This window comes from Rhizobium lentis (assembly GCF_017352135.1).
Lineage (GTDB): Bacteria > Pseudomonadota > Alphaproteobacteria > Rhizobiales > Rhizobiaceae > Rhizobium > Rhizobium lentis.
Genome location: NZ_CP071454.1, coordinates 2,073,501 through 2,094,924, shown reverse-complemented (window position 1 = coordinate 2,094,924; position 21,424 = coordinate 2,073,501). Strand labels below are relative to the sequence as shown.

Sequence of the window (21,424 nt, the reverse complement as noted above, 5' to 3'; positions counted from 1 at the left end):
CGTTCAAGCGCTCAAGCCGCCGAACAGCGTCGGCATGTCGAGCGGGCGGAAGCCGTAATGCGTCATCCAGCGGACGTCGGCATTGAAGAAGTCGCGCAGGTCGGGCATGCCGTATTTCAGCATGGCGATGCGATCGAGGCCCATGCCCCAGGCAAAACCCTGATATTCATCCGGATCGAGCCCGCCATAGCGCAGCACGTTCGGGTGGACCATGCCGCAGCCGAGGATCTCCATCCAGTCGGTGCCTTCGCCGAACTTGACGATTGGGCCGGAGCGGTCGCACTGGATATCGACCTCGAACGAGGGCTCCGTGAAGGGGAAGAAGGACGGGCGGAAACGCATCGTCACGCTATCGACCTCGAAGAAGGTCTTGCAGAATTCTTCCAGCACCCAACGGATGCTGGCGACATTGGCCTTCTTATCGATGACGAGGCCTTCGACCTGATGGAACATCGGCGAATGCGTGGCATCAGAGTCCTGGCGGTAGGTCTTGCCGGGGATGATGATGCGGATCGGCGGCTTCTGTGTCTCCATCGTCCGCACCTGCACCGGCGAGGTGTGCGTGCGCAGCACTTTGCGCTCACCATTCTCATCCGGATTGAAGAAGAAGGTGTCGTGCATCTCGCGGGCCGGATGGCCTTCCGGGAAATTCAGTGCCGTGAAATTGTAGTAGTCGGTCTCGATATCGGGACCTTCGGCGATCGAGAAGCCCATGTCGGCGAAGATCGCGGTGATCTCGTCGACGATCTGGCTGATTGGATGGATGCGGCCGCGCTCGGCGGGCGAGGAGCGCACCGGCAGGCTGACATCGACCGTCTCGGCCTTAAGACGGGCATTGACCGCCGCCATCTTCAGCACCGATTTGCGCTCGGTGATGGCGTCCGTCACCTCGTTCTTCAAGGCGTTGATCGCCGCGCCCCGGGTCTGGCGTTCCTCCGGCGTCATGGCGCCGAGCGTCTTCAAGAGCTCGGAGACCGAGCCCTTCTTGCCGAGGGCGGACACGCGCACGGCCTCGAGCGCGGGCTCATCACCAGCGGCGGAAATTTCGGCAAGCAAGGAAGATTTAAGCTGGTCGATATCTGACATTGTCTTCTTTCCGTCCAGATCAGGCGGCGTTCGAAAGGCAGGCTGGAGAGGCCGGCGCAAGGAGTACAGAGAAAGAAAAACCCGCGCCAGCCCAAACCAGCGCGGGTTTCCCAAAATTCAAAAAAGCGTCAAGCTTGGGAAGCGCTGGTTACCGAACCGCGCCTTCAAACTCGTTCGCCGTGCCGGTGTCCTTGAGATATTCAAGGGCCTTCTTGGCGGCAGCAACCAGCGCGCCGAATGCTTCCGGCTCGTGGATTGCCATATCGGAGAGAACCTTGCGGTCGACCTCGATGCCGGCCTTGTTCAGGCCGTCGATGAAGCGGCCGTAGGTCAGGCCGAATTCGCGGACAGCGGCGTTGATGCGCTGGATCCAGAGGGCGCGGAAGTTGCGCTTGTTGACCTTGCGGTCGCGGTAAGCGTACTGCTTGGCGCGATCGACGGCAGCCTTTGCGGTACGGATGGTGTTCTTGCGGCGGCCGTAGAAGCCCTTGGCCTGCTTCAGAACCTTCTTGTGCTTGGCGTGGGCAGCGACGCCTCTTTTTACACGTGCCATTTCATGATCTCCTTAATCTAACGCGTTACCGGAATAGTCTCAGAGACCGTTCGGCAGATAGTTCTTCACGACCTTGCGGCCATCGGGTTCTGCGAGAACCATCGTGCCGCGGGCATCGCGAATGAACTTGTTCGTGCGCTTGATCATGCCATGGCGCTTGCCAGCGGCAGCCGCCTTGACCTTGCCTGACGCGGTGATCTTGAACCGCTTCTTGGCAGCGGACTTCGTCTTCATCTTGGGCATTTTGCTACTCCTTCTGTCCTCCCTGCGCGCTTCATCAAAAAGCCCTCCTTGCGAAGTCCGGTTCTCCGGTCGTCGCAACAAGGTGCGGGAGCGTTTGTTGTTGATCTGCGGGATCGGCGACGAACCGTCCCGCAAGCATTCGAAACTGCCACGGCATGCCCTGCCGGTCAGTTCGGACGCGCGCTTATAACCGCAGCGTCATGAAAGTGCAACGGGGCTGCGGAGGAATCTTCGGCCATGCATGTCGACCGGCCGTGCGCAGCGGTTCCGGGACCGCAGACATGCATAAAACAAAGCCGAAAGCACAAAAGCCGCCCTTGCGGACGGCCTTGGGCGAAAAAGTGTCTGGCGCTTACTTCGGCGCCAGCACCATCATCATCTGACGGCCTTCGAGCTTGGGCTCGGCCTCCACCTTGGCGATTTCGGTCGTATCGGCCTTGACCTGCTGCAGAAGCTTCATGCCGAGTTCCTGGTGAGCCATTTCGCGGCCGCGGAACTTCAGGGTCACCTTGACCTTGTCACCCTCGTCGAAGAAGCGGCCCATCGCCTTCATCTTCACCTCATAATCATGAGTGTCGATGTTCGGGCGCATCTTGATTTCTTTGACTTCGACAATCTTCTGCTTCTTGCGCGCCTCGGCAGCCTTCTTCTGGTTGGCGTATTTCAGCTTGCCCAGATCGAGGATCTTGCACACCGGCGGTTCGGCATTAGGGGAAATTTCGACAAGATCGAGGCCGGCTTCTTCTGCCATTCTCAAGGCCTGGTCGGTGGGCACGATGCCCATATTCTGTCCGTCAGCCGCGATCAGCTGAACTTTGGGAATGCGGATTTCACGATTCGAGCGCGGTCCGTCCTTCACGGGCGCATCGGTCTTAAAAGGTCTGCGAATGGTCGTATTCTCCTCGCGTTGTTTCGGAACGTTGCAGCCGCGCGCTCCCGGTCAGGGTGCGCAAACTTATCTCGTCATCGCTGCAACGGAGTCAATATCATCCTTTAGCGGAAAAATCACCTGCTGTCAGCCTGCCAAGAATCTGTTTTATAGGCCAAAACAACAGGAGTTGACCGATGTCCGATCAGATGCTCAATCCCGCGCCGCAATTCCTGACGGTCGGCGAGGGCGAAGCGGCGCGCGAGGTCGCCCTCATCGTCCGCCCGGCGCAGCCCGGCAACGACGCACCGGCGCTCGTCTGGTTATCCGGCTACCGTTCCGACATGAGCGGCACAAAAGCAGTGGAGCTTGACGGTTTGGCGGCCGAACTCGGCGTCGCCTGTATCCGCTTCGACTATTCCGGCCATGGGCTTTCCGGCGGCAGCTTCCACGACGGAACCATCTCGCGCTGGCTGGAGGAGGCCCTTGCCGTCATCCGCCATGTCGCGCCCGAGCGTATCATTCTCGTCGGCTCCTCGATGGGGGGCTGGATTGCGCTCCGCCTGGCGCAGGAACTTGCGCGACAGGGCGGCCCGAAGCTCGCCGGCATGGTCCTGATCGCCCCGGCGCCCGATTTCACCTCCGAACTGATCGAACCCAATCTCAAGGCCAAGGAACGCAAGTCGCTGGCCGAACGCGGCTACTTCGAAGAGCGCTCGCAATACAGCCCGGAACCGAACGTCTATACACAGGCACTGATCGAGGACGGGCGCAAAAACCGGGTGCTCGACGGCATGATCGAGACGGGCTGCCCAGTGCATATCCTCCAGGGCATGAAAGATCCCGACGTGCCGCATGCGCACGCGATGAAGCTTCTGGAGCACCTTCCCGCCGACGACGTGGTGCTGACCTTCATCCGCGATGGCGACCACCGCCTTTCCCGCCCGGGCGATATCGCCCTTCTCCTCAGCGCCGTCAAAGGCATCATTCGTTCATCAACAAATATGCAGATGCCCATTTGAACAGCACCGACCGAGAAAATCCCCTAACGCAAGCCGCCAACCCGTTGCATTTTAACCATGTTGGCGCGTCGCAAGGCTCTCCCAAGAAGTAACGATTGACTCTTCTCGGCCGTCTCCATTAACAATTTGTTAATAATTAGGGGCGATCGAGGAAAGAGCGGGCGTGCGGATCAAAGGTATCTTTGTGGCCATGATGGCCGTGTTTGTGATGGCGACTGCCGCCATCCCAGCTCCAAGCAGAAATGCTTCCATGGTAACAGGCAACGCCACCTCCCAACCGATCGGTCATTACGATTTCTGTCAGATCCACAGCAGTGAATGCGGCGCAAACCGCAATGCTGGACCGGCCGAGATGACCCCGGCCAAATGGTCGCTCGTCCGTTCGCTCAATGCCACGGTCAATCGCACGATTACGCCGATGACCGATAAGGAAATCTACGGCAAGGACGAGGTCTGGGCCTATCCGACCACCGCCGGCGACTGCGAGGATTTCGCGCTCTTGAAGCGCCGCATGCTGATCCAGCGCGGCTTTTCGGCCGCCGACCTGCTGATGACCGTCGTGCGCAAGCCTGACGGTGAAGGCCATGCCGTCTTGACGCTGCGCACCGCCGAGGGCGATTTTGTGCTCGACAATCTCGCCGCCGACGTCAAGCCGTGGTTTGCGACGCCATATTCCTTCGTCAAGCGCCAGTCGAGCTACAATGCCGGCCGCTGGGTCACCATCGAGAACGGCCGCGACGTCCTGGTTGGCGCGTTGCGTTAAGGACTTCAAGGGGGATGATGCGGGGGGAAAGGCCGGCGATTTTGCCGGCCTTTTGCTTTTGGGAAGATGGCTGCCGCCGTTAGCTTACGCTCGATACGTTCGCGCTTTGGGCGTGAGTTAAGGGCAAGGCCCGCGCGACGAGGAGGGCTGCTCGCTGTGCCGTGTGTAATCCGTTGTATGCCGCACCGTCTCCCGGCCCTTCGCTTTGGCTCAGGGCGTTCGTCGCTGCAATCGATTCACTGGATCGATTGCTCGGATTCGCCGACCGCTCCTCACCCATTCCCGATCAGGATGCCGGCGCCGAGGACCAGGCCGCCGCCGAGCACCACCTGGAAGGCGGCGCGCAGGAAGGGGGTTTCCATGTAGCGGTTCTGGATGAAGGCGATTGCCCAGAGTTCGAAGAAGACGATGATGGCGGCGGTGATCGTCGCCGTCCAGAAATGAGGGATCAGATAGGGCAGCGCATGGCCAAGGCCGCCGAGCGCCGTCATGATGCCGCAGGCAAGGCCACGTTTGATCGGCGAGCCCCGGCCGGAGATCTTGCCGTCGTCATGGGCGGCCTCGGTGAAGCCCATCGAGATGCCGGCGCCGACGGAGGCGGAAAGACCGACGAGGAAGGTCTGCCATGTATCCTGGGTTGCGAAGGCGGCGGCAAAGATCGGCGCCAGCGTCGAGACAGAGCCGTCCATCAAGCCGGCAAGGCCCGGCTGCACATAGGTCAGCACGAATTGCCGGTGCGCGGTCTCGTCCTCGTCGTGCCTGATATCCTCAGGCGTATGTTTGTCGCCAAGCATGCGGGCGATGTCTTCGTGCCCTTGTTCGGCGAGTGCGAGGTCGCCGAGAAGCTCACGCGTCGAGGCGTCGGTGGTGCGCTTTGCCGCCTCGACATAAAAACGATAGGCCTGCTCCTCCATCGCCTCAGTCTCCTGCCGCATCGCATCGAGTGACAGGTTGGCTCTCAGCCAGTCCGGCTTGCGCTCGTAAAAGCCCTGCACATGCTCGCGCCGGATCAGCGGGATACGCTCGCCGAAACGCTGGCGGTGGATTTCGAACAGCGATTTGCGGTGCGTGTCCTCGACCTCGGCCATATCCTCGAAGACCTTGGCCGAAGCCGGAAACTCAGGGCGCAGCCTATCGGCATAGGCCAGATAGATGCGGGCGTCGTCTTCCTCGGAGGCAATCGCAAGGGCGAGAATCTCCTGCTCGGAGAGTGACTCAAAAGATCGTTTCGGCGACCTGAAAAACCGCGCCAGCATGAACTTCTCCAATAATTTAGAATTATTCTAAATCTAGAGAGCGCGGCGATGGTGGTCAAGTGGCCGGGCGCTAACCGTTGACAGATTGCCGCAAGCGGCTTTGGTTCGCGGCCGTAAAGGCCTATATGGGGGCTGCCGCATCCTGCGGCGCCGGGGTTTATGATGGACAATGACATTCAGGGTCGCCCTGCCCATGTCGCGGCGATCCGCGAAAGGGCGGAGGCAGAGATGCGGGCGATGGGCGTCGACGAGGCCTTCATAGACAGGCTGGTGGAGACTTTCTACGGGCGCGTGCTTCAGCACCCCGATCTCGGCCCCGTCTTCGACGCCAAGCTCTCCGGCCGCTGGCCGGAGCATATGCAGAAGATGAAGAGCTTCTGGTCGGCCGTCGCCTTCCGCAGCGGCGCCTATGGCGGCAAGCCGGTGCAGGCGCATACCGGTGTGGCAAACCTGACGTCGGATCTCTTTCCAAAGTGGCTGTTGCTGTTTGCCGCAACGCTCGACGATGTCGCCCCGTCGCCGGAGGCCAAGGCCTGGTTCATGGCGACCGCCGAACGCATCGCCAAAAGCCTGACGCTGTCGCTGTTCTATAATCCAGCTCTCGACGACCCGGCGAAAAAAGCCGGCTGATCACTGCCTTGCGGAAAAGGTCGCACCCGCGCTTGCGGCAACGACCAGGGCAGTTCCAGCCATCTGCAGCAATGTCATCGGCTGGACCAGAATGACAAAACCTGCGATGGCCGCGATGGCCGGTTCGAGGCTCATGAGAATGCCGAAGGAGGCTGTCGGCATGCGCCGCAAGGCAATCAGCTCAAGCGTGTAGGGCAACAGCGGCACGAGAACGGCAAGACCCGCCATTTCAATCAGGCCGTAGGCATCGAGCTTCGGCACGGCGCCGACGAAGCCGAAGGGTGTCGCGACAAGAGCGGCGACCACCAGCGACATGGACAGCCCTTCCAGCCCCTTGAAACTCGCACCGATCTTTTTGGTCAGCACGATATAGATCGCCCAGCCGGTTCCCGCGCCGAGCGCAAAGAGAATACCCGCGACATCGCCGACCCAGCCGTCACCGTCATGAGCGAGGGCCAGAACACCAAGTGCCGCAATGAGGGGCCAGACAAGACGCCGGCTGAGACCGTAGCCGATGGTCGCAACGGAAAGCGGACCGAGAAAATCGATCGCCACGGCAAGACCGAGCGGAATGCGCTCGATCGCCGCAAAGAAGCTCATGGTCATCAGCGCCGTCGTCGCGCCGAGAACCAGAGCACTCGTCCATTGCGCCCTGTTATAGCTGACGATGCGCGGCCGCACGACAACGGCGAGAATGATGGCCGCAAAAGCGAGGCGTAGCCAGCTGGCGCCGGCCGGTCCATATGTGGTGATAGCGGAAGATGAGAGTGCCGCGCCGAACTGGATCGACGACATGGACAGGAGGCACAACAGCCCGCCGGCCGCCACGCCTCCGAATGCTGTCGACGCCTCTGCGGTCAGCGTGCCCGCTCCGGCATTTGCCTTTTCTTCCATACCCGCCCCCCAATTGTGCGCTCTTCTTACGAAGACGGCTCAGGAGCGACAAATTCAAACTTCTGATCGCGGCAGCAAAAGGCCTTATGCATCAGCGGCCAGCGAGGATGACTTCTTCGGCGTCCTCAAAACTCATTTCAAAGACCTTCCTGCCGATCTCGAAGCTGAAGCCGTTGCGGGCGAAGGCCGAGAGCTCCTTGGCCTTTCGCTTTTCGTCAAGCTCGACGCGGCGGAAGGGACCGAAGGCGCGTTTGCGGGCAAATATCGCGGCGGCATAGAGATCGTCAGCCTCCTCAAGGGCGGCTTCGACCTTGTCGCTGGAGACGCCCTTCACCGCAAGCTTCTGTGCGATGGCCCGCTTCGATTTGCCGCCGCGCACGGCAGAACGTGTGCTGATCTCCGCATAGGCGCTGTCGTCGAGTAGCCTGTTGTCATAGGCAAATTTCACGGCGAAATCGGCAACGGCCTTGATTTGCGCCGCGCTGATATCCTCGAACTTCTCCTTCGCCTTGCGGGTGATGGCGTCGGTGAGCTGTTTTTCCGTCATCATCCGCCGCTCGAGCCGATAGATGGCGGAGTTGCGCACCCAGCTCAGCATGCGTGACGTCGGGATATCGGATGCAACGGTCTCGTCGGTCATCGGCAGAAATCAGGCTTCCAGACCTTTGAGGACATTGGCGACGTTGAGCCCAATTTCCGGCACGCCGTAACCGCCCTCCATGCACGTGACGACGGGCAGGCCTGCGGCGGAGATCACCTCCCCCATGCGGATGAAGTCCTCCGATTTCAGCTGGAAAAACGAGATTGGGTCGCGCTCGAACGTATCGACGCCGAGCGCCAAGACGATCGCTTCCGCGCCGAAAGCCTTGATGCGAACAAGAGCATCGGCAAGGGCTGAAGACCAGACCTCCCAAGGCGTATGAGGCGGCATCGGGTAGTTGCGGTTGGCGCCAGTGCCCTCCCCTTCGCCCTCTTCGTCGGCATGGCCGAGGAAATAGGGAAAGGCAAACATGGGATCGCCATGCAGCGAGGCGGTGAAGACATCACCTCTGTGATAGAAGAGATCCTGCGTGCCGTTACCATGATGGAAATCGACATCGAGCACGGCGACCTTCTTTGCACCATGATCAATGAGACGCTGGGCCGCCACACCCGCATTGTTGATGAAGCAATAGCCGCCGAAGAGGTCGATGCCGGCATGGTGACCGGGCGGGCGGCAAAGCGCGAAGGCGAAACGATTGCCGGCATTCAGCCAATCGGCGCCCGTAATGGCGCAGCGCATCGAGGCGATCGCAGCCTCGTAGGAACCCTTGGTGATCGAGGTATCGGCGGCATTGGCGTAATGGCCGATCGCGCCGACGATGTTGTCAGGCACACGCTGGCTGGTGCGGCGGACCGGGAAGGAATTTGCGATCGCCTCACCCTCGAAGCCGGCGGCGACCCAGCGATCCCAGACGGTGGCGAGAAAATCGAGATAGACGGGATCATGCACCTTTAGCGCCGTTTCCAGCCCGTCTGCATCAGGTGCAACGACATCGGCGAAACCCGCCTCCTTGACCGCCGCCAGGATCCATTCGGCCCGGAACGGCGCCTCGAAGGGCGTCACCAGCTGGCCGGCGTAAAGCTCGGTTCTGGCATCGCGCAGCCTGTGGTCCTCGGAGTAGATGACGCGCATTGGATTCGTCCTTGATTGAAAGTTCAGACTTACATGGGTCGGACGCGACAAAAAAGCCGGCGCGGCGCCCTTGATCGTCAAGGCGGATGACTTCACCTTCGCAACGTTTTGAGACCGAAGGAAAATTTCGCATGAAAGTGCTGATGGTCGATGTCGACGGCGTGCTCATTCACGGTCGGCCGACCGACGGGCTGCCCCACTTCACGTATCTCGAGCGCGATCTTGGTCTGCGACCCGAGCTGCTGCAGCAGGCATTCTTCCAGACCCATTGGGGCGACATCATCATCGGCCGGGAGGCGCTGGAGCCAAGGCTTGCCAGCGTACTAACGGATATCGCGCCCCATCTCAACGCCACAGCACTGATCGACTATTGGTTCGAAAACGATTCCCGGCTCGATCGCAACCTGCTGGAAGAGCTCGGCGCTCTCAGGCAAAGCGGAGTCACGCTCTTCTTGGCGACCAATCAGGAGCATCGGCGGGCGCGCTACCTGATGGAGCGGGCTGGCCTTGGCGCGCATTTCGACGATATCATCTATTCCGCAGCACTCGGGCACAGCAAACCCTCACCTGACTTTTTCCGGCTGGCGACCGAACGCGCCGGGGTCCAGCCCGAGGAGATCGCCTTCATCGACGATATGGCGGCGAATGTCGAAGCGGCAGGGCAGTTCGGCTGGCACGCGGTGCAATGGACGGCGGGCGCGACACTGGCCCGTGCGCTTCCCATATTCACAAAATGGGCATAGGCGGTGAGGCGCATTCAGGCGAGCCGCTTGTAGAACAGGGTGGTGTCGCAGAAGCCGCCTTCCGGCCACAGCGCATAATCGGGGATGACGCCGACGCGCTGCCAGCCGAGGCGCGGATAGATCGCCTCGGCATCGCTGCCGGTTGCCGTGTCGAGCACGAGCAGCGTCTTGCCGCACTTCGCCGCCTCGCGCTCGGCGGCCTCCATCAGCAGCCGGGCAAGGCCGCGCCCGCGGGCGGAACGATGCACCAAGAGCTTCTTCAGATCGCCGCGATGCGGCTGGTTCGGCATCTGCGCCGCCCCTACCTGCACCGTGCCGACGATCCGGCCATCGAGCTCGGCGACCAGCAGCAGGCTGATCCCGCCAGCCACCGCATCGGCAACATCGCGCCAGTAAGGCGCGGCATCCTCAGGCCCATAGGGCTGCATGAAACCGACAGATGCGCCGCCGGTGACGCAATCGGCCAGTACCTGCGAAAGATCGGGAATGGCGGCACGGGCCTCCTCGGCGGAAAGGGTGCGAATGTCAGGCATGTTCTTCTCCTGAAATGAATGTTGTTATCGGCCGCCGCGATCGAGCACGACGCAATAGCGCGCCGGCGCGTTGCCGGGATTATGAAAGGAATGGCCTTCGCCGACTGGCATGAAGAGGCAATCACCCGGACGCAGCCGATAGACCGCGTCACCGGCCGTCATCTCCAGCTCGCCGTCGAACAGCCAGACATGCTGCATCATGCCATGGGAAGCGGCATGCGGCGGGAAACTGACGCGCGCGCCGGCTGGAAATTCGACTTCGACGATATCGACCGCCGAGGCGGCGCCGGGCGCCGATACCGCGCGCCTGAGATAGCCGGTTTCCGGATCGCGCCAGACCTGCTGGTCCTGTCGGCGCGCCAGCGGTGAGGCCTGCCGCCCCTCTTGCGCGAAGAAAGCCGACAAGGACAGGCCGAGCGCGGCGCAGATCCTTGCCAGCAGCGAGGCGGTCGGGCTCGCTTCCGCCCGCTCGATGCGCGAGATCATTGCCCGGCTGACGCCGGAAGCCGCGGCAAGCTCATCCAGCGTCAGGCCCTTTTCCTGTCGCAGCGTGCGAATGCGGATGCCGATTGCCTGTTCGAGTTGCTGTTCCATTATCGATCCATTATTCCACCATAAGAGAAATACATGATCTGATGATGGAATCAAGCGCTTGGGCAGCGAGACAATCAGCCTTGTTTTTGCCGCCGCAGCGTCGATATATGGCAGCGCAATCGCCGAAGGAGAGCACGATGGACGCCAGCACGCAGAGCACCGAACTGACGCGAAGCTTCACGGCCGCCGCCTGGGACAGTATCGCCCCCATCATGGCTGAAATCGAAGCCTTGCCGTTGCTGCGGCGGCTTTCCGACGGGACGCTGCCGCCCGAAGTGTTCCGGCACTATATCCTGCAGGACGCAATTTATCTGAAGCACTATGCGCGATGCCTCGCCATCGTCGCAGCCAAGGCGCCCGACAATGCGCAGGTGCTGCGCTTCCTCGGCTCAGCGCAGAAGGCGATTGTCGTCGAGCAGGGCCTGCATGCCGGCTTCCTCACCCAGTTCGGCATCACGTCCGAGGAGGTCACGGCTGCCGAGCCCTCGCCCGCCTGCTTTGCCTATACGAATTTCCTGCTCGCCACAGCCTATCACCGATCCTATGCGGTGGCACTTTCGGCCATCCTTCCCTGCTTCTGGATCTACTGGCATGTCGGCGAAGCGATCAAAAACCGGCCGGCCATCCCCGGCAATGCCTTCCAGGCCTGGATCAACACCTATGGCGATCCGCAGTTTGCCGCCGGCGCCCGCGAGGTGATTGCGCTCACCGACATCGCCGCACGCGCCGCGTCGCCGGCTGAGCGCGCCGAGATGAGCGATGTCTTCGTGCGCGCCTCGCAATATGAGTGGATGTTCTGGGATTCAGCCTGGCGGCTGGAAACGTGGCCGGTCTGACACCCCCGCCTCGGACCGGCAAAATAGCGTAATTTCCGGGATAATTACCGCTTTGCGGCAGGGGGCGGCGCTGCTATATGGCGCGCATGAGCACCAATTCGACCACTCCGCTGTCCCATATCCGCAACTTTTCGATCGTGGCCCATATCGACCACGGCAAATCGACGCTGGCCGACCGGCTGATCCAGACGACTGGCGGCCTTGCCGAGCGCGAAATGTCCGAGCAGGTGCTCGACAATATGGAAATCGAGCGCGAACGTGGGATCACCATCAAGGCCCAGACCGTGCGCCTGCACTACCAGGCAAATAACGGCGAGAAATATGTTCTCAACCTGATCGACACGCCCGGACACGTCGACTTCGCCTATGAAGTTTCGCGGTCGCTGTCGGCCTGCGAAGGTTCGCTGCTGGTCGTTGACGCCTCCCAGGGCGTGGAAGCGCAGACGCTCGCCAACGTCTACCAGGCGATCGACAACGACCACGAGCTCGTCACCGTGCTCAACAAGATCGACCTGCCGGCGGCCGAACCCGACCGTATCAAGGAACAGATCGAGGAAGTGATCGGCATCGACGCTTCCGAGGCCGTGCTGATCTCGGCCAAAACCGGCCTCGGCATTCCCGACGTGCTGGAAGCGATCGTCCACAAGCTGCCGGCGCCGAAGAGCCCCGGCGGTGAAAAGGCGCCGCTGAAGGCGCTGCTCGTCGACAGCTGGTACGACACCTATCTCGGCGTCATGGTTCTCGTGCGCATCATCGACGGCGTGCTGACCAAGGGCCAGACGATCCGCATGATGGGCACCGACGCCAGATACCAGGTGGAGCGCGTCGGCGTGCTGACGCCGAAGATGGTCAATGTCGACAGCCTCGGCCCCGGCGAGATCGGCTTCATCACCGCCTCGATCAAGGAAGTGGCCGATACGCGCGTCGGCGATACGATCACCGAGGACAAGCGCCCGACCGCGCAAGCCCTGCCGGGCTTCAAGCCGGCGCAACCGGTCGTCTTCTGCGGCCTGTTTCCAGTCGATGCCGCCGATTTCGAAGATCTGCGCGCCGCCATGGGCAAGCTTCGCCTCAACGACGCCTCCTTCTCCTTCGAAATGGAATCCTCTGCCGCGCTCGGCTTCGGCTTCCGCTGCGGCTTCCTCGGTCTCTTGCATCTCGAAATCATCCAGGAGCGCCTCGAGCGCGAGTTCGATCTCGACCTCATCGCCACCGCCCCCTCCGTCGTCTATCAGCTGACGATGACCGACGGCAGCGAGCGCGAGCTGCACAACCCGGCCGACATGCCCGATGTCGTCAAGATTGCCGAAATCCGCGAACCGTGGATCAAGGCGACGATCATGACGCCGGACGACTATCTCGGCGGCATCCTGAAGCTCTGCCAGGACCGCCGCGGTATCCAGACCGAACTGACCTATGTCGGCACCCGCGCGATGGTGACCTATGAACTGCCGCTCAACGAAGTCGTTTTCGACTTCTACGACCGGCTGAAATCGATCTCGAAGGGCTATGCATCCTTCGACTATCACATGGAAGGCTATCGCGAAGGCAACCTCGTGAAGATGTCGATCCTCGTCAACGGCGAGCCGGTCGATGCCCTCTCGATGCTCGTGCATCGCACCGCAGCCGAAAAGCGCGGCCGCGACATGTGCGAGCGGCTGAAGGAGCTGATTCCGAAGCACATGTTCAAGATCCCGATCCAGGCGGCGATCGGCGGCAACGTGATTGCCCGCGAAACCATCTCGGCGCTGCGCAAGGACGTGACGGCCAAGTGCTACGGCGGCGACGCCACCCGCAAGCGCAAACTTCTGGACAAGCAGAAGGAAGGCAAGAAGCGCATGCGCCAGTTCGGCAAGGTGGAGATCCCGCAGGAAGCCTTCATCGCCGCGCTCAAGATGGGCGACGAATAACGCTTTCCAACAACATCTCATGCGCATCTGATCTGCGCATGAGATCAAGGAGATCGTATGGCTCAGCGCGTAAGGAAAGCAGCAAACCTCTCTCTGGACGAAGGTCTCGTCTCCCAGGCGCGCGAACTCCAGATCAACATATCGCGGGCGGCGGAGGATGGTATCGCCAAAGCGATAAAGGCGGAGCGCGAGCGGCTGTGGCGTATCGAAAACGCCGAGGCTATCCGGCTGGAAAATGAAAACGTCGAAAAGCACGGTTTGCCGTTTGCCAAGTACCGTCAGTTTTGATGACGCGCTTTCACGTCTAGCGCCTTAAGAGCGGGGATGTCCCGGCCATCGACGTTCAAGCCAATCTGCTTGACGATCTGCCTTCGCGAGTCATGGTTCCATTGCATTCAGTGCAGGAACTGGGCTGGTCGATCTCGCGATTGAACCCACGCTTTTCCATTGAGGGCGAAGTCTATGTCATGGCCACTCAGCGCATGGCATCCATCCCGACCACCGAAATAGGAAAAGTCGTCGCCGATCTATCTGATAAACGCGATACCATCATCGCGGCCCTGGACTTTCTCTTCCAGGGCTTCTGAGATCAGTGCCCCGCCATATACTCTTTCACTAGGCCTTCATAGGCACTCATCTCGGGCAGCGCTTCGTAACTGTACACCGCACCGGTCTCGGCAAATGCCAGCTTCTCACGCGTCCATGTCTCGATGAAGGGCGTAAACCAGCTGGGGTCGTCGAGCATGGTGACGCGCAGATTGACAAACCAGTCCATGCCCTCCGGCCGGGTGAACATCCAGCTCATGCAATGCGGGCAGAAGTAATGCCTGGTGACGCCATGCAGGCCGCCAATGACGGGCTCGCCTTTGGTGACTTCGAAGCCCTCGCTGGGAATGGCGGCGCTCAGCGAATAGGCGCTCGCGGTCATCTTCTGGCAACCCGTGCAATGGCAGGCCATGGTGAGCAGCGGCGGAGCGCTGATCTTCAACCGCACCCGGCCGCAACGGCAGCCGCCCTCCATGGGTAGTGTTCGCTCGCTCATGTTTGTCCTCCCGTTTCGCCTTCTCATCTAGCGGAGCTTTCGCCGCTGTCGAGATGGCAACGCCATGAGTGAGATGGCCTTGCCAGGTTCTGTCAGGCAACGGCCTGGCGGCGGGAGCCGTCACGGTCGCGCAGGCCCGTCGCCATGACGAGCGCGCCAAGCGCAGCGGCGGCGAGCGGCACCAGAAGCGCCACGCGCAGAGATTCCAGCCGGGCTTCGGGAGAGATCGCGTCACCCAGCATATAGGCGCCGATGGCGCTGACGCCGGAAAGGCCAAGTGCCGCTCCGAACTGGATCGCGGTGTTGACCAGCCCGCTGGCGAGCCCGTGCTCGTCTTCGGCGATACCGTCAGTCGCAATGATGGTCAGCGGGCCGTAGCCGAGCGCGAAGGCAAGGCCGAGCAGCAGCATCGACGGGAACATCGCGGCATAGGTCCAGTCGAAGCCCATGCGCGAAAACAGCCCATAGCAGGCGAGCGCCAGCAGGAAGCCGACGAGGATGACGCGAACATTGCCGAAACGGGCGACCAGCCGTGGTGTCAGGATCGGCGCAACCACGGCATCGATGCCGATTGCCATCAGCGCCAGGCTCGTCTGCATCGGCGTCCAGCCAAGCAATTCCTGCAAATAAAGCGAGGCGATGAACTGGAAGCCGAAAAACGAGCCGGCAAACAGCAAGGCGCCAAGATTGGCGCGGATCAACGCGCCTGAGCGCAGGATGCCGAGACGCACGAGCGGGGCGGACGAAGCGCGCTCGATGAGGAGAAACGCAAGCCAGAGCACCGCGCTTGCTGCGAAGACGATGATCGTCCATTCCGTGCTCTCGCCCGGATGTTCGAGCCGGGTGATTCCATAGGCGGCCAGCAGCATGGCGCCGGTCAGCGCGATTGCGCCTGGAATATCGAATTTGCCGCGGACCTTTCCCGTGTCCCTGTCTGTAATGAGCCGCGGGCCGACCGCAAGCAGGATCGCCGCGAGCACCACCGGCGCGAAGAACACCCAGCGCCAGTCGATTGCGGCAAGCAGGCCTCCGGCGACGAGGCCGAGCGAGAAGCCGGCCGATGCCGTTGACGCGTAGATCATCACCGCCCTGTTGCGCTGCGGTCCCTCGGGGAAATTGGTCGTGATGAGTGCCAGTCCGGCCGGTGTCATGAAGGCGGAAGCCGCACCGGTAACGAAGCGGGCGACAAGCAGCATCCAGCCCTCGCTCGCAAAGCCGCCGAGACCGGAGAAGGCGAGGAAGACTGCAAGCGCTGTCAGGAATACGCGTTTCTTGCCGAAAATATCGGCGGCGCGACCGCCGAGCAGCATGAAGCCGGCATAACCCAGCACATAGGCGCTGACGACGGCGCTGAGCGTCGTTGTCGACAGGCCGAGATCGGCGCGGATCGCCGGCAGCGCGATGTTGAGCATGGCGACATCGATGCCTTCGAGGAAGATTGCGCCGCAGAGCACGATCAGTGCCCCGGCTGCGCGGGCGCTCATGCGCCCTTCAGCTGTTTTGGTTGGAGAAGATAGGGTGGACATGGAATCCGTTCCTTCGGTTGACGCGCTGAACCATCGGGGCTGAGGCACGAAGTTACTTTTCATGCCTCAGTTCCCTCTTGTAACCGAAGCTTAGTTAGGACATGATCCGACGCCATGAAAGAAGGCACTTCAAACTCACCGAGTGACATCTGCAGCACCGACAGGGACTATGACGTCCTGCAATGGGATGCGCGCGAGGAGTGCGAGGTTCGGCAGATCCTCGACCGGATCGCCGACAAATGGTCGCTGCTCGTCATTGCGCTGCTCGAAAAGCGCACGCTTCGCTTCACCGAACTGAAGAGGAATATCGACGGCATCAGCCAGCGCATGTTGACGACGACGCTCAGGCACCTGGAGCGTGACGGCATCATCGAGCGCACCGTTTATCCCGTCGTGCCGCCGAAGGTCGATTATGCATTGACGCCGCTTGGCTGCACCCTGCACGAGACGATCCGTTCGCTGGTGCTGTGGACCGAACAGAACCAGGCGGACATCATCGCCGCGCGGCAACGCTACGATATGCGGGCTGTCGACGGTATGTAGCCAGCAAACGATATCTGTCCCGGTCGTGTACCGCGATGGATGGGCGTCACCTGATACGGGCCGGATTGCCGACGGCGGTAGCGCCTGCCGGCACGTTCTTCGTCACGACAGCGCCGGCGCCGACGATCGCTCCATCGCCGATCGTCACCCCGCCAAGGATGATGGCGCTGCCGCCGATCCAGACGTCACAGCCGATGACAACAGGCCGGGCGATTTCGATGCCCGTGCTGCGAAGCGCGGGATCCTTGTGATGCTCGGCGCAATAGATCTGCACGCCGGGGCCGAACATGCAGCGGTCGCCGATCGTCACGCGGCCGGAATCGAGGATGGTGCAGCCGGCGTTGAAATAGACACGCTCGCCGACGACGATGTTGATGCCGTAGGAGCAGTGAAACGGCGCCTCGATGAAGATATCGGCCGCGGCCTTGGCAAAGAGCGCCTTCAGGGCAGGTGCTGCGGCGCCGCGTTCCTCCGGCGGCATTGTATTGTGGGCATGGACGGCCAGACGCGCCTGCCGGCGCAACAGATCGAGCTCGTCGTCGAGGCAGCAGTACCACTCACCCGCCGCCATCTTTTCGCGTTCGCTTGCCGGCATCGCTTGGCCCTCACGCAGAGGCCGGCGACAGCAGCCCGGCCTCCTGCCGCTCGATCAGCCCCACCCAGGCCCGCGCGATGGCGAGCCCAGCGCTATCGGCGGCGGCGCCGTGTCTTGCCGCGAGTTCGGCGTGGCTCTCGAGCCAGCCCGGGGCGACGCGCGCGATCGTATCGGGGAAATCGGTTTTCCACTCCTCGACGACGCGCATGTCGGCTTCGAAATGGAACTGGGTGCCATAGACGGCGCGGCCGATACGGAAGGCCTGGTTTTCGGCGATGGGGCTGGCGGCGAGACGGACAGCGCCCTCGGGCAGCGAAAACGTATCGGCATGCCATTCAAAGATGGTGAAATCGTTGCCAAGGGCCGAGAGCAGCGGATCTGTCCTCCCTTCGGGGGTAACGCCGATCCTGTGCCACCCGAATTCGCGGGCGGTACCGAGATGGTTGTCGGCGCCATAGGCGCGGGCAAGGATCTGGCAGCCGAGACAGATGCCGAGCACCGCCTTGCCGGCATCGCCGAAGCGGCGGGCGAGCCGGGCGAGCTTCGGCAGGTAGGGGTGCGTCTCGTCATCCAGCGCGCTCTGTTCGCCGCCGAGAACGACGAGCGCGTCATGGGCGGATATGTCTGGCGGCAGGATACCGTCCCGCCAGACGCGGAACCATTCGATATCCGCTCCCGCCTCGTCGAGCGCCGTGGCAAGCGCGCCGAGGCCGGTATTGCGCATATTTTCGACGACTGCGACTCGCATAGGTTTTTTCCGATGGCCGACGACAGGAAGAGACCATGCCGGAGAACCGCGCGCAAGATGCTTGCGCAAGCGCGATTGCGTCGGCGCGCTATGCGTCCTTTTGGACGCACAAAGGACGCTCTGACACTTTGAATCGATCCATCGCGCTTTCCGAAAATCGATTCCGATTTTCGGACCGATGCTGTAGGGCTTAAATCACCGCGAGAGAAAGGAGATCCCCATGACCGAAAAGGCCCGCATCTCGATCCTTTACTGCACCCAATGCAACTGGCTACTGCGCGCCGCCTGGATGGCGCAGGAGCTGCTGAGCACCTTTTCCGACAGTCTCGGCGAAGTGGCGCTGATCCCCGGCACCGGCGGAAATTTCGAGATCCGCGTCAATGGCGACCTTATCTGGGAGCGCAAGCGCGACGGCGGCTTTCCCGGGCCGAAGGAACTGAAGCAGCGGGTCCGCGATATCATCGAGCCTGGCCGCGATCTCGGCCATGTCGACCGCGTCTCGCACGAAAGCTGATCACGGCAACTCAGCGAAACGGCGAGCGGCAGACCCTATAAACGCCTTCATAGGTAAGGAAATGATCCGTCCTCGGATTGTAGGAGCGGTATTCATTGGTGCACCAGGCGATATGCTTGTTGGGATCGCGCGCCTTCGGCCGCAGCTCGCGCACCGGCGGCGGGTCATAAGTCAGCTGCGGCGGCCCGGCGGCACCCGGCCGGTAATAGGTCGGCCCCGCGCCGCGCGGACGGTAATTCGGCTGGACGTAGGCGGGACGATGCCATTGCTGCGGCCCGAAACCGAAGCAGCCGCGAAAATCGCAGAGCGTCGAGCCCGTGTGGAGCGGCCCGAGACCCGGCTTCGACGAATCGGCGCTGGCCATAGCAGGCACGAAAACGGCAAAAAGGCCGGCGAGCAGAAGCGTGCGGACGGCAGGCATGAGGCATTCCTTTCGATACTCCCCTATATAGGGCGCCCCCGAGCGAGGCGCCATGCCTGCCGTTCGGCCGCTCCCTCGCATGTGATCGCCTGTTTTTTACCGACTGTCAGGAAAACTTCAAAAACCCAGTTGACAGTCACGAGCCACCCCCTTACATCGCTCTCCGTCGCCCAGATGGCGGAATTGGTAGACGCGCAGGTTTCAGGTACCTGTGCCGCGAGGCGTGGAGGTTCGAGTCCTCTTCTGGGCACCATTTCCAGTTTCAGGCCGCCGTCCTAGGTGGTTCGGAACAATGTGAAAAACCGACTTTCGCGGTTTTTGTTGCCAAGACATCCCGACATTTGTTGATGGCATCGTTGATGCTTGGCGGACGGCCCTTAGAGCACGCTTCGATTTCTCAGATTCGGAGATTCGCAAATCAGCTGAAATATGATTCTCTGTCCTACCGGAAAAGGACGGCCGGCAAGGATGACGCACCCATATTCTGAAGATCTTCGCGAACGGGCGATGGCGCGCCTGAATGCCGGAGAAACGATACGATCGATCGCAGCAGCACTTGCGATTGCTCCCTCCTGTGTTTCGAAGTGGAAGAAGCGCCTTGCGGAGACCGGCGCTCTGACGCCGGGCCGCGTCGGTGGGCGCAAGCAGCAGACTTTGTCCGGCGAACGGGCCGACTGGCTGCGCCAACGCTGTCGATCCGGCCCGTTCACGACGCGGGGCCTAGTAGCGGAACTGGCCGAACGCGGCATCAAGACCGAGCGACGCGCCGTTTGGGTGTTCGTCCGGGCCGAGGGCCTGAGTTTCAAAAATAACGGTTCTGCCGGCCGAGCAGACGCGGGTGGATATCGCCAGGAAACGGTTGCGTTGGAAGACCCATCAACGGCGGATCGAAGCGCAGCGGCTGGTCTTTGTCGATGAGACCTGGATCAAGACCAACATGGCGCCCCTCAGGGGGTGGGCACCGCGTGGTCAACGCCTATGTGCCGCGGTTCCGCATGGGTACTGGAAAACCCTGACATTCATTGCCGCCTTGCGCTGCGACCGCATCGATGCCCCTTGGGTCATCGATGGGCCGATCAACGGCGAACTCTTTACCCTCTATATCCAGAGGATCCTCGTGCCCACGCTCGCCAAGGGCGACATCGTCATCATCGACAATCTCGGCAGCCATAAGGGCCAAGCCGTCCGTCGTGCCGTCCGGGCCGCAGGCGCGCACCTCTTCTTCCTGCCGCCTTACAGCCCGGACCTCAATCCCATCGAGCAAGTCTTTGCCAAGCTCAAGCACCTAATCAGGAGAGAACAGCCTCGCACAGTCGAAGCGACATGGCGCAAGGCTGGTGAAATGCTCGACTGCTTCTCGCCAGCAGAATGCGCAAACTACCTTACAAACTCAGGATATGCTTCCGTATGAAAGCAGCAGGCTCTAGTTCCGCGAAATGCACCAGAAACTGGGGCACGCGATGCTTTTTCTCAATTATACAGAAGAACCTGTGGTGCGTGAGGAGAAGCTATTTCCCGGTCGCGACGTACGGTATACGGTTTTTGCGGGCGGATTTTCCGAATATCCGACAGATGCGCTTCCGGACATTGCGTCGCGCATACCTGCTGTTCAATCCGTGCCGGTCATGTGCCTGATGATCGCTATGTATATGGGATTTTCGGAGATATACCTCCTCGGTACAGACCACGACCAGTTTACTTGGTCGGTCGGGCACTATGAGCATGACGCTTTCGACGTGCCTTACATCACCACCCTATTTGACCTTCAGCACAGGCTGCAGCCCTTTTTTCCCGAAGTCTGATCTGCGCCGAGAAATGATCGAGAAGGGTCATCTCCGTGCGCGCAAATGGACCGCCAGCGATCATGTTCGACAGATATTTTCCATGCTTGACGAATTCGAAATGGTTCGTCGATGCTGGCGCTAAAATGGAATAGGGTTCTGTCTGCCTGATCGGGGTTGAAACGAACATCAATGGACGTAAGTACGAGATCGCCGAAACAGACGCCCGCCAGCTGGCGTGATCCACGTGAGCGGCGGTATTGATCAGCCCATGACTGGTGGTCTTCATGCGGCCATACGCGGTATCGCCTTCCTGCTGTCGGGAATAACGGCCAGAACCCCGAGGCCGGCTTCTCTGGCGGCTCTGAGAATCAGTTCCCTGAGTTCGTCCGTTCCGGACTGCCCCGTGATGGCATCGGCGCAAGCCTTGACGGCCATGACGTATTCCTCGCCATCTTCAGATGGCCAGTCCGTCATCAGAACCTCGGCTGCGTCTCGCAGCGTCCTGACGATCTTGCGCTCGTGCCGGCGACCGACAAAGAGAACAAGAGGTGGAAAATCCGCCGATGTGTTCCATTGCATGGCACTATCTCCCTACGCATTAGAATATTAGCAACGATGCAATACGCGTGCCACGCCAGGCTGGAT

28 protein-coding genes and 1 tRNA gene are annotated in these 21,424 nt (G+C 61.3%); 13 read left to right on the top strand and 16 right to left on the bottom strand.

Annotated elements, in window-relative coordinates:
- Positions 1–3: 3 nt before the first annotated feature.
- The 4 genes from pheS to infC form a co-directional block, all read right to left on the bottom strand.
- Positions 4–1,086: a phenylalanine--tRNA ligase subunit alpha gene (gene pheS / locus J0663_RS10020; protein WP_207244227.1), complete on the bottom strand. Its 1,083-nt coding sequence runs from the start codon at positions 1,084–1,086 to the stop codon at positions 4–6.
- Between the two features lie 148 nt (positions 1,087–1,234).
- Positions 1,235–1,639, bottom strand: coding sequence for a 50S ribosomal protein L20 (gene rplT, locus J0663_RS10015; protein WP_097599537.1), 405 nt, complete (start codon positions 1,637–1,639; stop codon positions 1,235–1,237).
- A 39-nt stretch (positions 1,640–1,678) separates the two neighbouring features.
- Entirely contained in the window at positions 1,679–1,882 is a 204-nt protein-coding gene (rpmI, locus tag J0663_RS10010) for a 50S ribosomal protein L35 (protein ID WP_011423646.1), read from the bottom strand.
- A gap of 352 nt (positions 1,883–2,234) precedes the next feature.
- Positions 2,235–2,771: a translation initiation factor IF-3 gene (gene infC, locus J0663_RS10005; protein ID WP_077991295.1), complete on the bottom strand. Its 537-nt coding sequence runs from the start codon at positions 2,769–2,771 to the stop codon at positions 2,235–2,237.
- A 176-nt stretch (positions 2,772–2,947) separates the two neighbouring features.
- On the opposite strand from infC, the gene J0663_RS10000 reads away from it, so the two are divergent.
- Entirely contained in the window at positions 2,948–3,772 is an 825-nt protein-coding gene (locus J0663_RS10000) for an alpha/beta hydrolase (protein WP_207244226.1), read from the top strand.
- A 163-nt stretch (positions 3,773–3,935) separates the two neighbouring features.
- The gene (locus J0663_RS09995) at positions 3,936–4,535 is read left to right on the top strand and encodes a transglutaminase-like cysteine peptidase (RefSeq protein ID WP_207244225.1); all 600 of its coding nucleotides are present in this window, start codon (positions 3,936–3,938) and stop codon (positions 4,533–4,535) included.
- A 272-nt stretch (positions 4,536–4,807) separates the two neighbouring features.
- Here the strand turns inward: J0663_RS09995 and mbfA are convergent, their stop codons facing one another.
- Entirely contained in the window at positions 4,808–5,791 is a 984-nt protein-coding gene (mbfA, locus tag J0663_RS09990; protein WP_207244224.1) for an iron exporter MbfA, read from the bottom strand.
- Between the two features lie 162 nt (positions 5,792–5,953).
- On the opposite strand from mbfA, the gene J0663_RS09985 reads away from it, so the two are divergent.
- Positions 5,954–6,421 carry a group III truncated hemoglobin gene (locus tag J0663_RS09985; RefSeq protein WP_207244223.1) on the top strand — a complete coding sequence of 156 codons (468 nt, stop codon included), beginning with the start codon at positions 5,954–5,956 and terminating at the stop codon, positions 6,419–6,421.
- Here the strand turns inward: J0663_RS09985 and J0663_RS09980 are convergent, their stop codons facing one another.
- From J0663_RS09980 to J0663_RS09970, 3 genes are all read right to left on the bottom strand, one after another.
- The gene (locus J0663_RS09980) at positions 6,422–7,315 is read right to left on the bottom strand and encodes an EamA family transporter (protein ID WP_207244222.1); all 894 of its coding nucleotides are present in this window, start codon (positions 7,313–7,315) and stop codon (positions 6,422–6,424) included.
- Positions 7,316–7,406: 91 nt separating this feature from the next.
- Positions 7,407–7,955, bottom strand: coding sequence for a recombination regulator RecX (recX, locus tag J0663_RS09975; RefSeq protein ID WP_207244221.1), 549 nt, complete (start codon positions 7,953–7,955; stop codon positions 7,407–7,409).
- 9 nt (positions 7,956–7,964) lie between these two features.
- Entirely contained in the window at positions 7,965–8,990 is a 1,026-nt protein-coding gene (locus tag J0663_RS09970; protein WP_207244220.1) for a histone deacetylase family protein, read from the bottom strand.
- Between the two features lie 131 nt (positions 8,991–9,121).
- Between J0663_RS09970 and J0663_RS09965 the strand changes: the two genes are divergently transcribed.
- On the top strand, positions 9,122–9,733 hold the full coding sequence (locus J0663_RS09965) for an HAD family hydrolase (protein WP_207244219.1): 612 nt from the start codon (positions 9,122–9,124) through the stop codon (positions 9,731–9,733).
- A gap of 14 nt (positions 9,734–9,747) precedes the next feature.
- Here J0663_RS09965 and J0663_RS09960 read toward each other — a convergent pair whose 3' ends face one another.
- Both J0663_RS09960 and J0663_RS09955 read right to left on the bottom strand, forming a co-directional pair.
- On the bottom strand, positions 9,748–10,266 hold the full coding sequence (locus J0663_RS09960; protein WP_207244218.1) for a GNAT family N-acetyltransferase: 519 nt from the start codon (positions 10,264–10,266) through the stop codon (positions 9,748–9,750).
- A gap of 24 nt (positions 10,267–10,290) precedes the next feature.
- Complete coding sequence (locus tag J0663_RS09955; protein WP_207244217.1) at positions 10,291–10,860, bottom strand: helix-turn-helix domain-containing protein; 570 nt, start codon at positions 10,858–10,860, stop codon at positions 10,291–10,293.
- Positions 10,861–10,997: 137 nt separating this feature from the next.
- Here J0663_RS09955 and tenA point away from each other — a divergent pair, with 137 nt between their 5' ends.
- The 4 genes from tenA (at position 10,998) to J0663_RS09935 (ending at position 14,193) form a co-directional block, all read left to right on the top strand.
- Positions 10,998–11,696, top strand: a complete 699-nt coding sequence (tenA, locus tag J0663_RS09950) for a thiaminase II (RefSeq protein ID WP_207244216.1) — start codon at positions 10,998–11,000, stop codon at positions 11,694–11,696.
- A 77-nt stretch (positions 11,697–11,773) separates the two neighbouring features.
- A complete protein-coding gene (lepA, locus tag J0663_RS09945; RefSeq protein WP_207244215.1) occupies positions 11,774–13,606 on the top strand; it encodes a translation elongation factor 4 in 1,833 nt (610 codons plus the stop codon).
- Between the two features lie 57 nt (positions 13,607–13,663).
- Positions 13,664–13,894, top strand: a complete 231-nt coding sequence (locus tag J0663_RS09940) for a type II toxin-antitoxin system CcdA family antitoxin (protein ID WP_207244214.1) — start codon at positions 13,664–13,666, stop codon at positions 13,892–13,894.
- 47 nt (positions 13,895–13,941) lie between these two features.
- On the top strand, positions 13,942–14,193 hold the full coding sequence (locus tag J0663_RS09935) for a CcdB family protein (protein ID WP_246590400.1): 252 nt from the start codon (positions 13,942–13,944) through the stop codon (positions 14,191–14,193).
- Between the two features lie 2 nt (positions 14,194–14,195).
- Here the strand turns inward: J0663_RS09935 and J0663_RS09930 are convergent, their stop codons facing one another.
- Both J0663_RS09930 and J0663_RS09925 read right to left on the bottom strand, forming a co-directional pair.
- Complete coding sequence (locus J0663_RS09930) at positions 14,196–14,648, bottom strand: GFA family protein (RefSeq protein WP_207244213.1); 453 nt, start codon at positions 14,646–14,648, stop codon at positions 14,196–14,198.
- 92 nt (positions 14,649–14,740) lie between these two features.
- A complete protein-coding gene (locus J0663_RS09925; RefSeq protein WP_246590385.1) occupies positions 14,741–16,132 on the bottom strand; it encodes an MFS transporter in 1,392 nt (463 codons plus the stop codon).
- A 156-nt stretch (positions 16,133–16,288) separates the two neighbouring features.
- Between J0663_RS09925 and J0663_RS09920 the strand changes: the two genes are divergently transcribed.
- On the top strand, positions 16,289–16,717 hold the full coding sequence (locus tag J0663_RS09920) for a winged helix-turn-helix transcriptional regulator (RefSeq protein ID WP_207244211.1): 429 nt from the start codon (positions 16,289–16,291) through the stop codon (positions 16,715–16,717).
- 46 nt (positions 16,718–16,763) lie between these two features.
- On the opposite strand, the gene J0663_RS09915 is transcribed toward J0663_RS09920, so the two are convergent.
- Together J0663_RS09915 and J0663_RS09910 are read right to left on the bottom strand one after the other, a co-directional pair.
- Positions 16,764–17,312, bottom strand: a complete 549-nt coding sequence (locus J0663_RS09915; protein WP_207244210.1) for a sugar O-acetyltransferase — start codon at positions 17,310–17,312, stop codon at positions 16,764–16,766.
- Positions 17,313–17,322: 10 nt separating this feature from the next.
- Positions 17,323–18,060: a type 1 glutamine amidotransferase gene (locus J0663_RS09910; protein WP_207244209.1), complete on the bottom strand. Its 738-nt coding sequence runs from the start codon at positions 18,058–18,060 to the stop codon at positions 17,323–17,325.
- A gap of 220 nt (positions 18,061–18,280) precedes the next feature.
- Between J0663_RS09910 and J0663_RS09905 the strand changes: the two genes are divergently transcribed.
- Positions 18,281–18,574 carry an Rdx family protein gene (locus J0663_RS09905; protein WP_088390766.1) on the top strand — a complete coding sequence of 98 codons (294 nt, stop codon included), beginning with the start codon at positions 18,281–18,283 and terminating at the stop codon, positions 18,572–18,574.
- A 10-nt stretch (positions 18,575–18,584) separates the two neighbouring features.
- Here J0663_RS09905 and J0663_RS09900 read toward each other — a convergent pair whose 3' ends face one another.
- On the bottom strand, positions 18,585–18,995 hold the full coding sequence (locus tag J0663_RS09900; protein ID WP_207244208.1) for a BA14K family protein: 411 nt from the start codon (positions 18,993–18,995) through the stop codon (positions 18,585–18,587).
- Positions 18,996–19,163: 168 nt separating this feature from the next.
- On the opposite strand from J0663_RS09900, the gene J0663_RS09895 reads away from it, so the two are divergent.
- From J0663_RS09895 to J0663_RS09885, 3 genes are all read left to right on the top strand, one after another.
- Positions 19,164–19,248 (top strand) — tRNA-Leu (locus J0663_RS09895).
- 215 nt (positions 19,249–19,463) lie between these two features.
- Positions 19,464–20,406, top strand: a protein-coding gene (locus tag J0663_RS09890) for an IS630 family transposase (protein ID WP_207244207.1) whose coding sequence is annotated in 2 segments (ribosomal slippage) — positions 19,464–19,805 and positions 19,807–20,406 — 942 coding nt in all. Because the reading frame shifts where the segments join, the coding sequence is not laid out codon by codon here.
- A 49-nt stretch (positions 20,407–20,455) separates the two neighbouring features.
- Positions 20,456–20,797 carry a hypothetical protein gene (locus J0663_RS09885; RefSeq protein WP_207244206.1) on the top strand — a complete coding sequence of 114 codons (342 nt, stop codon included), beginning with the start codon at positions 20,456–20,458 and terminating at the stop codon, positions 20,795–20,797.
- 264 nt (positions 20,798–21,061) lie between these two features.
- Here J0663_RS09885 and J0663_RS09880 read toward each other — a convergent pair whose 3' ends face one another.
- On the bottom strand, positions 21,062–21,358 hold the full coding sequence (locus tag J0663_RS09880; protein WP_207244205.1) for a DUF982 domain-containing protein: 297 nt from the start codon (positions 21,356–21,358) through the stop codon (positions 21,062–21,064).
- Positions 21,359–21,424 lie beyond the last annotated feature (66 nt).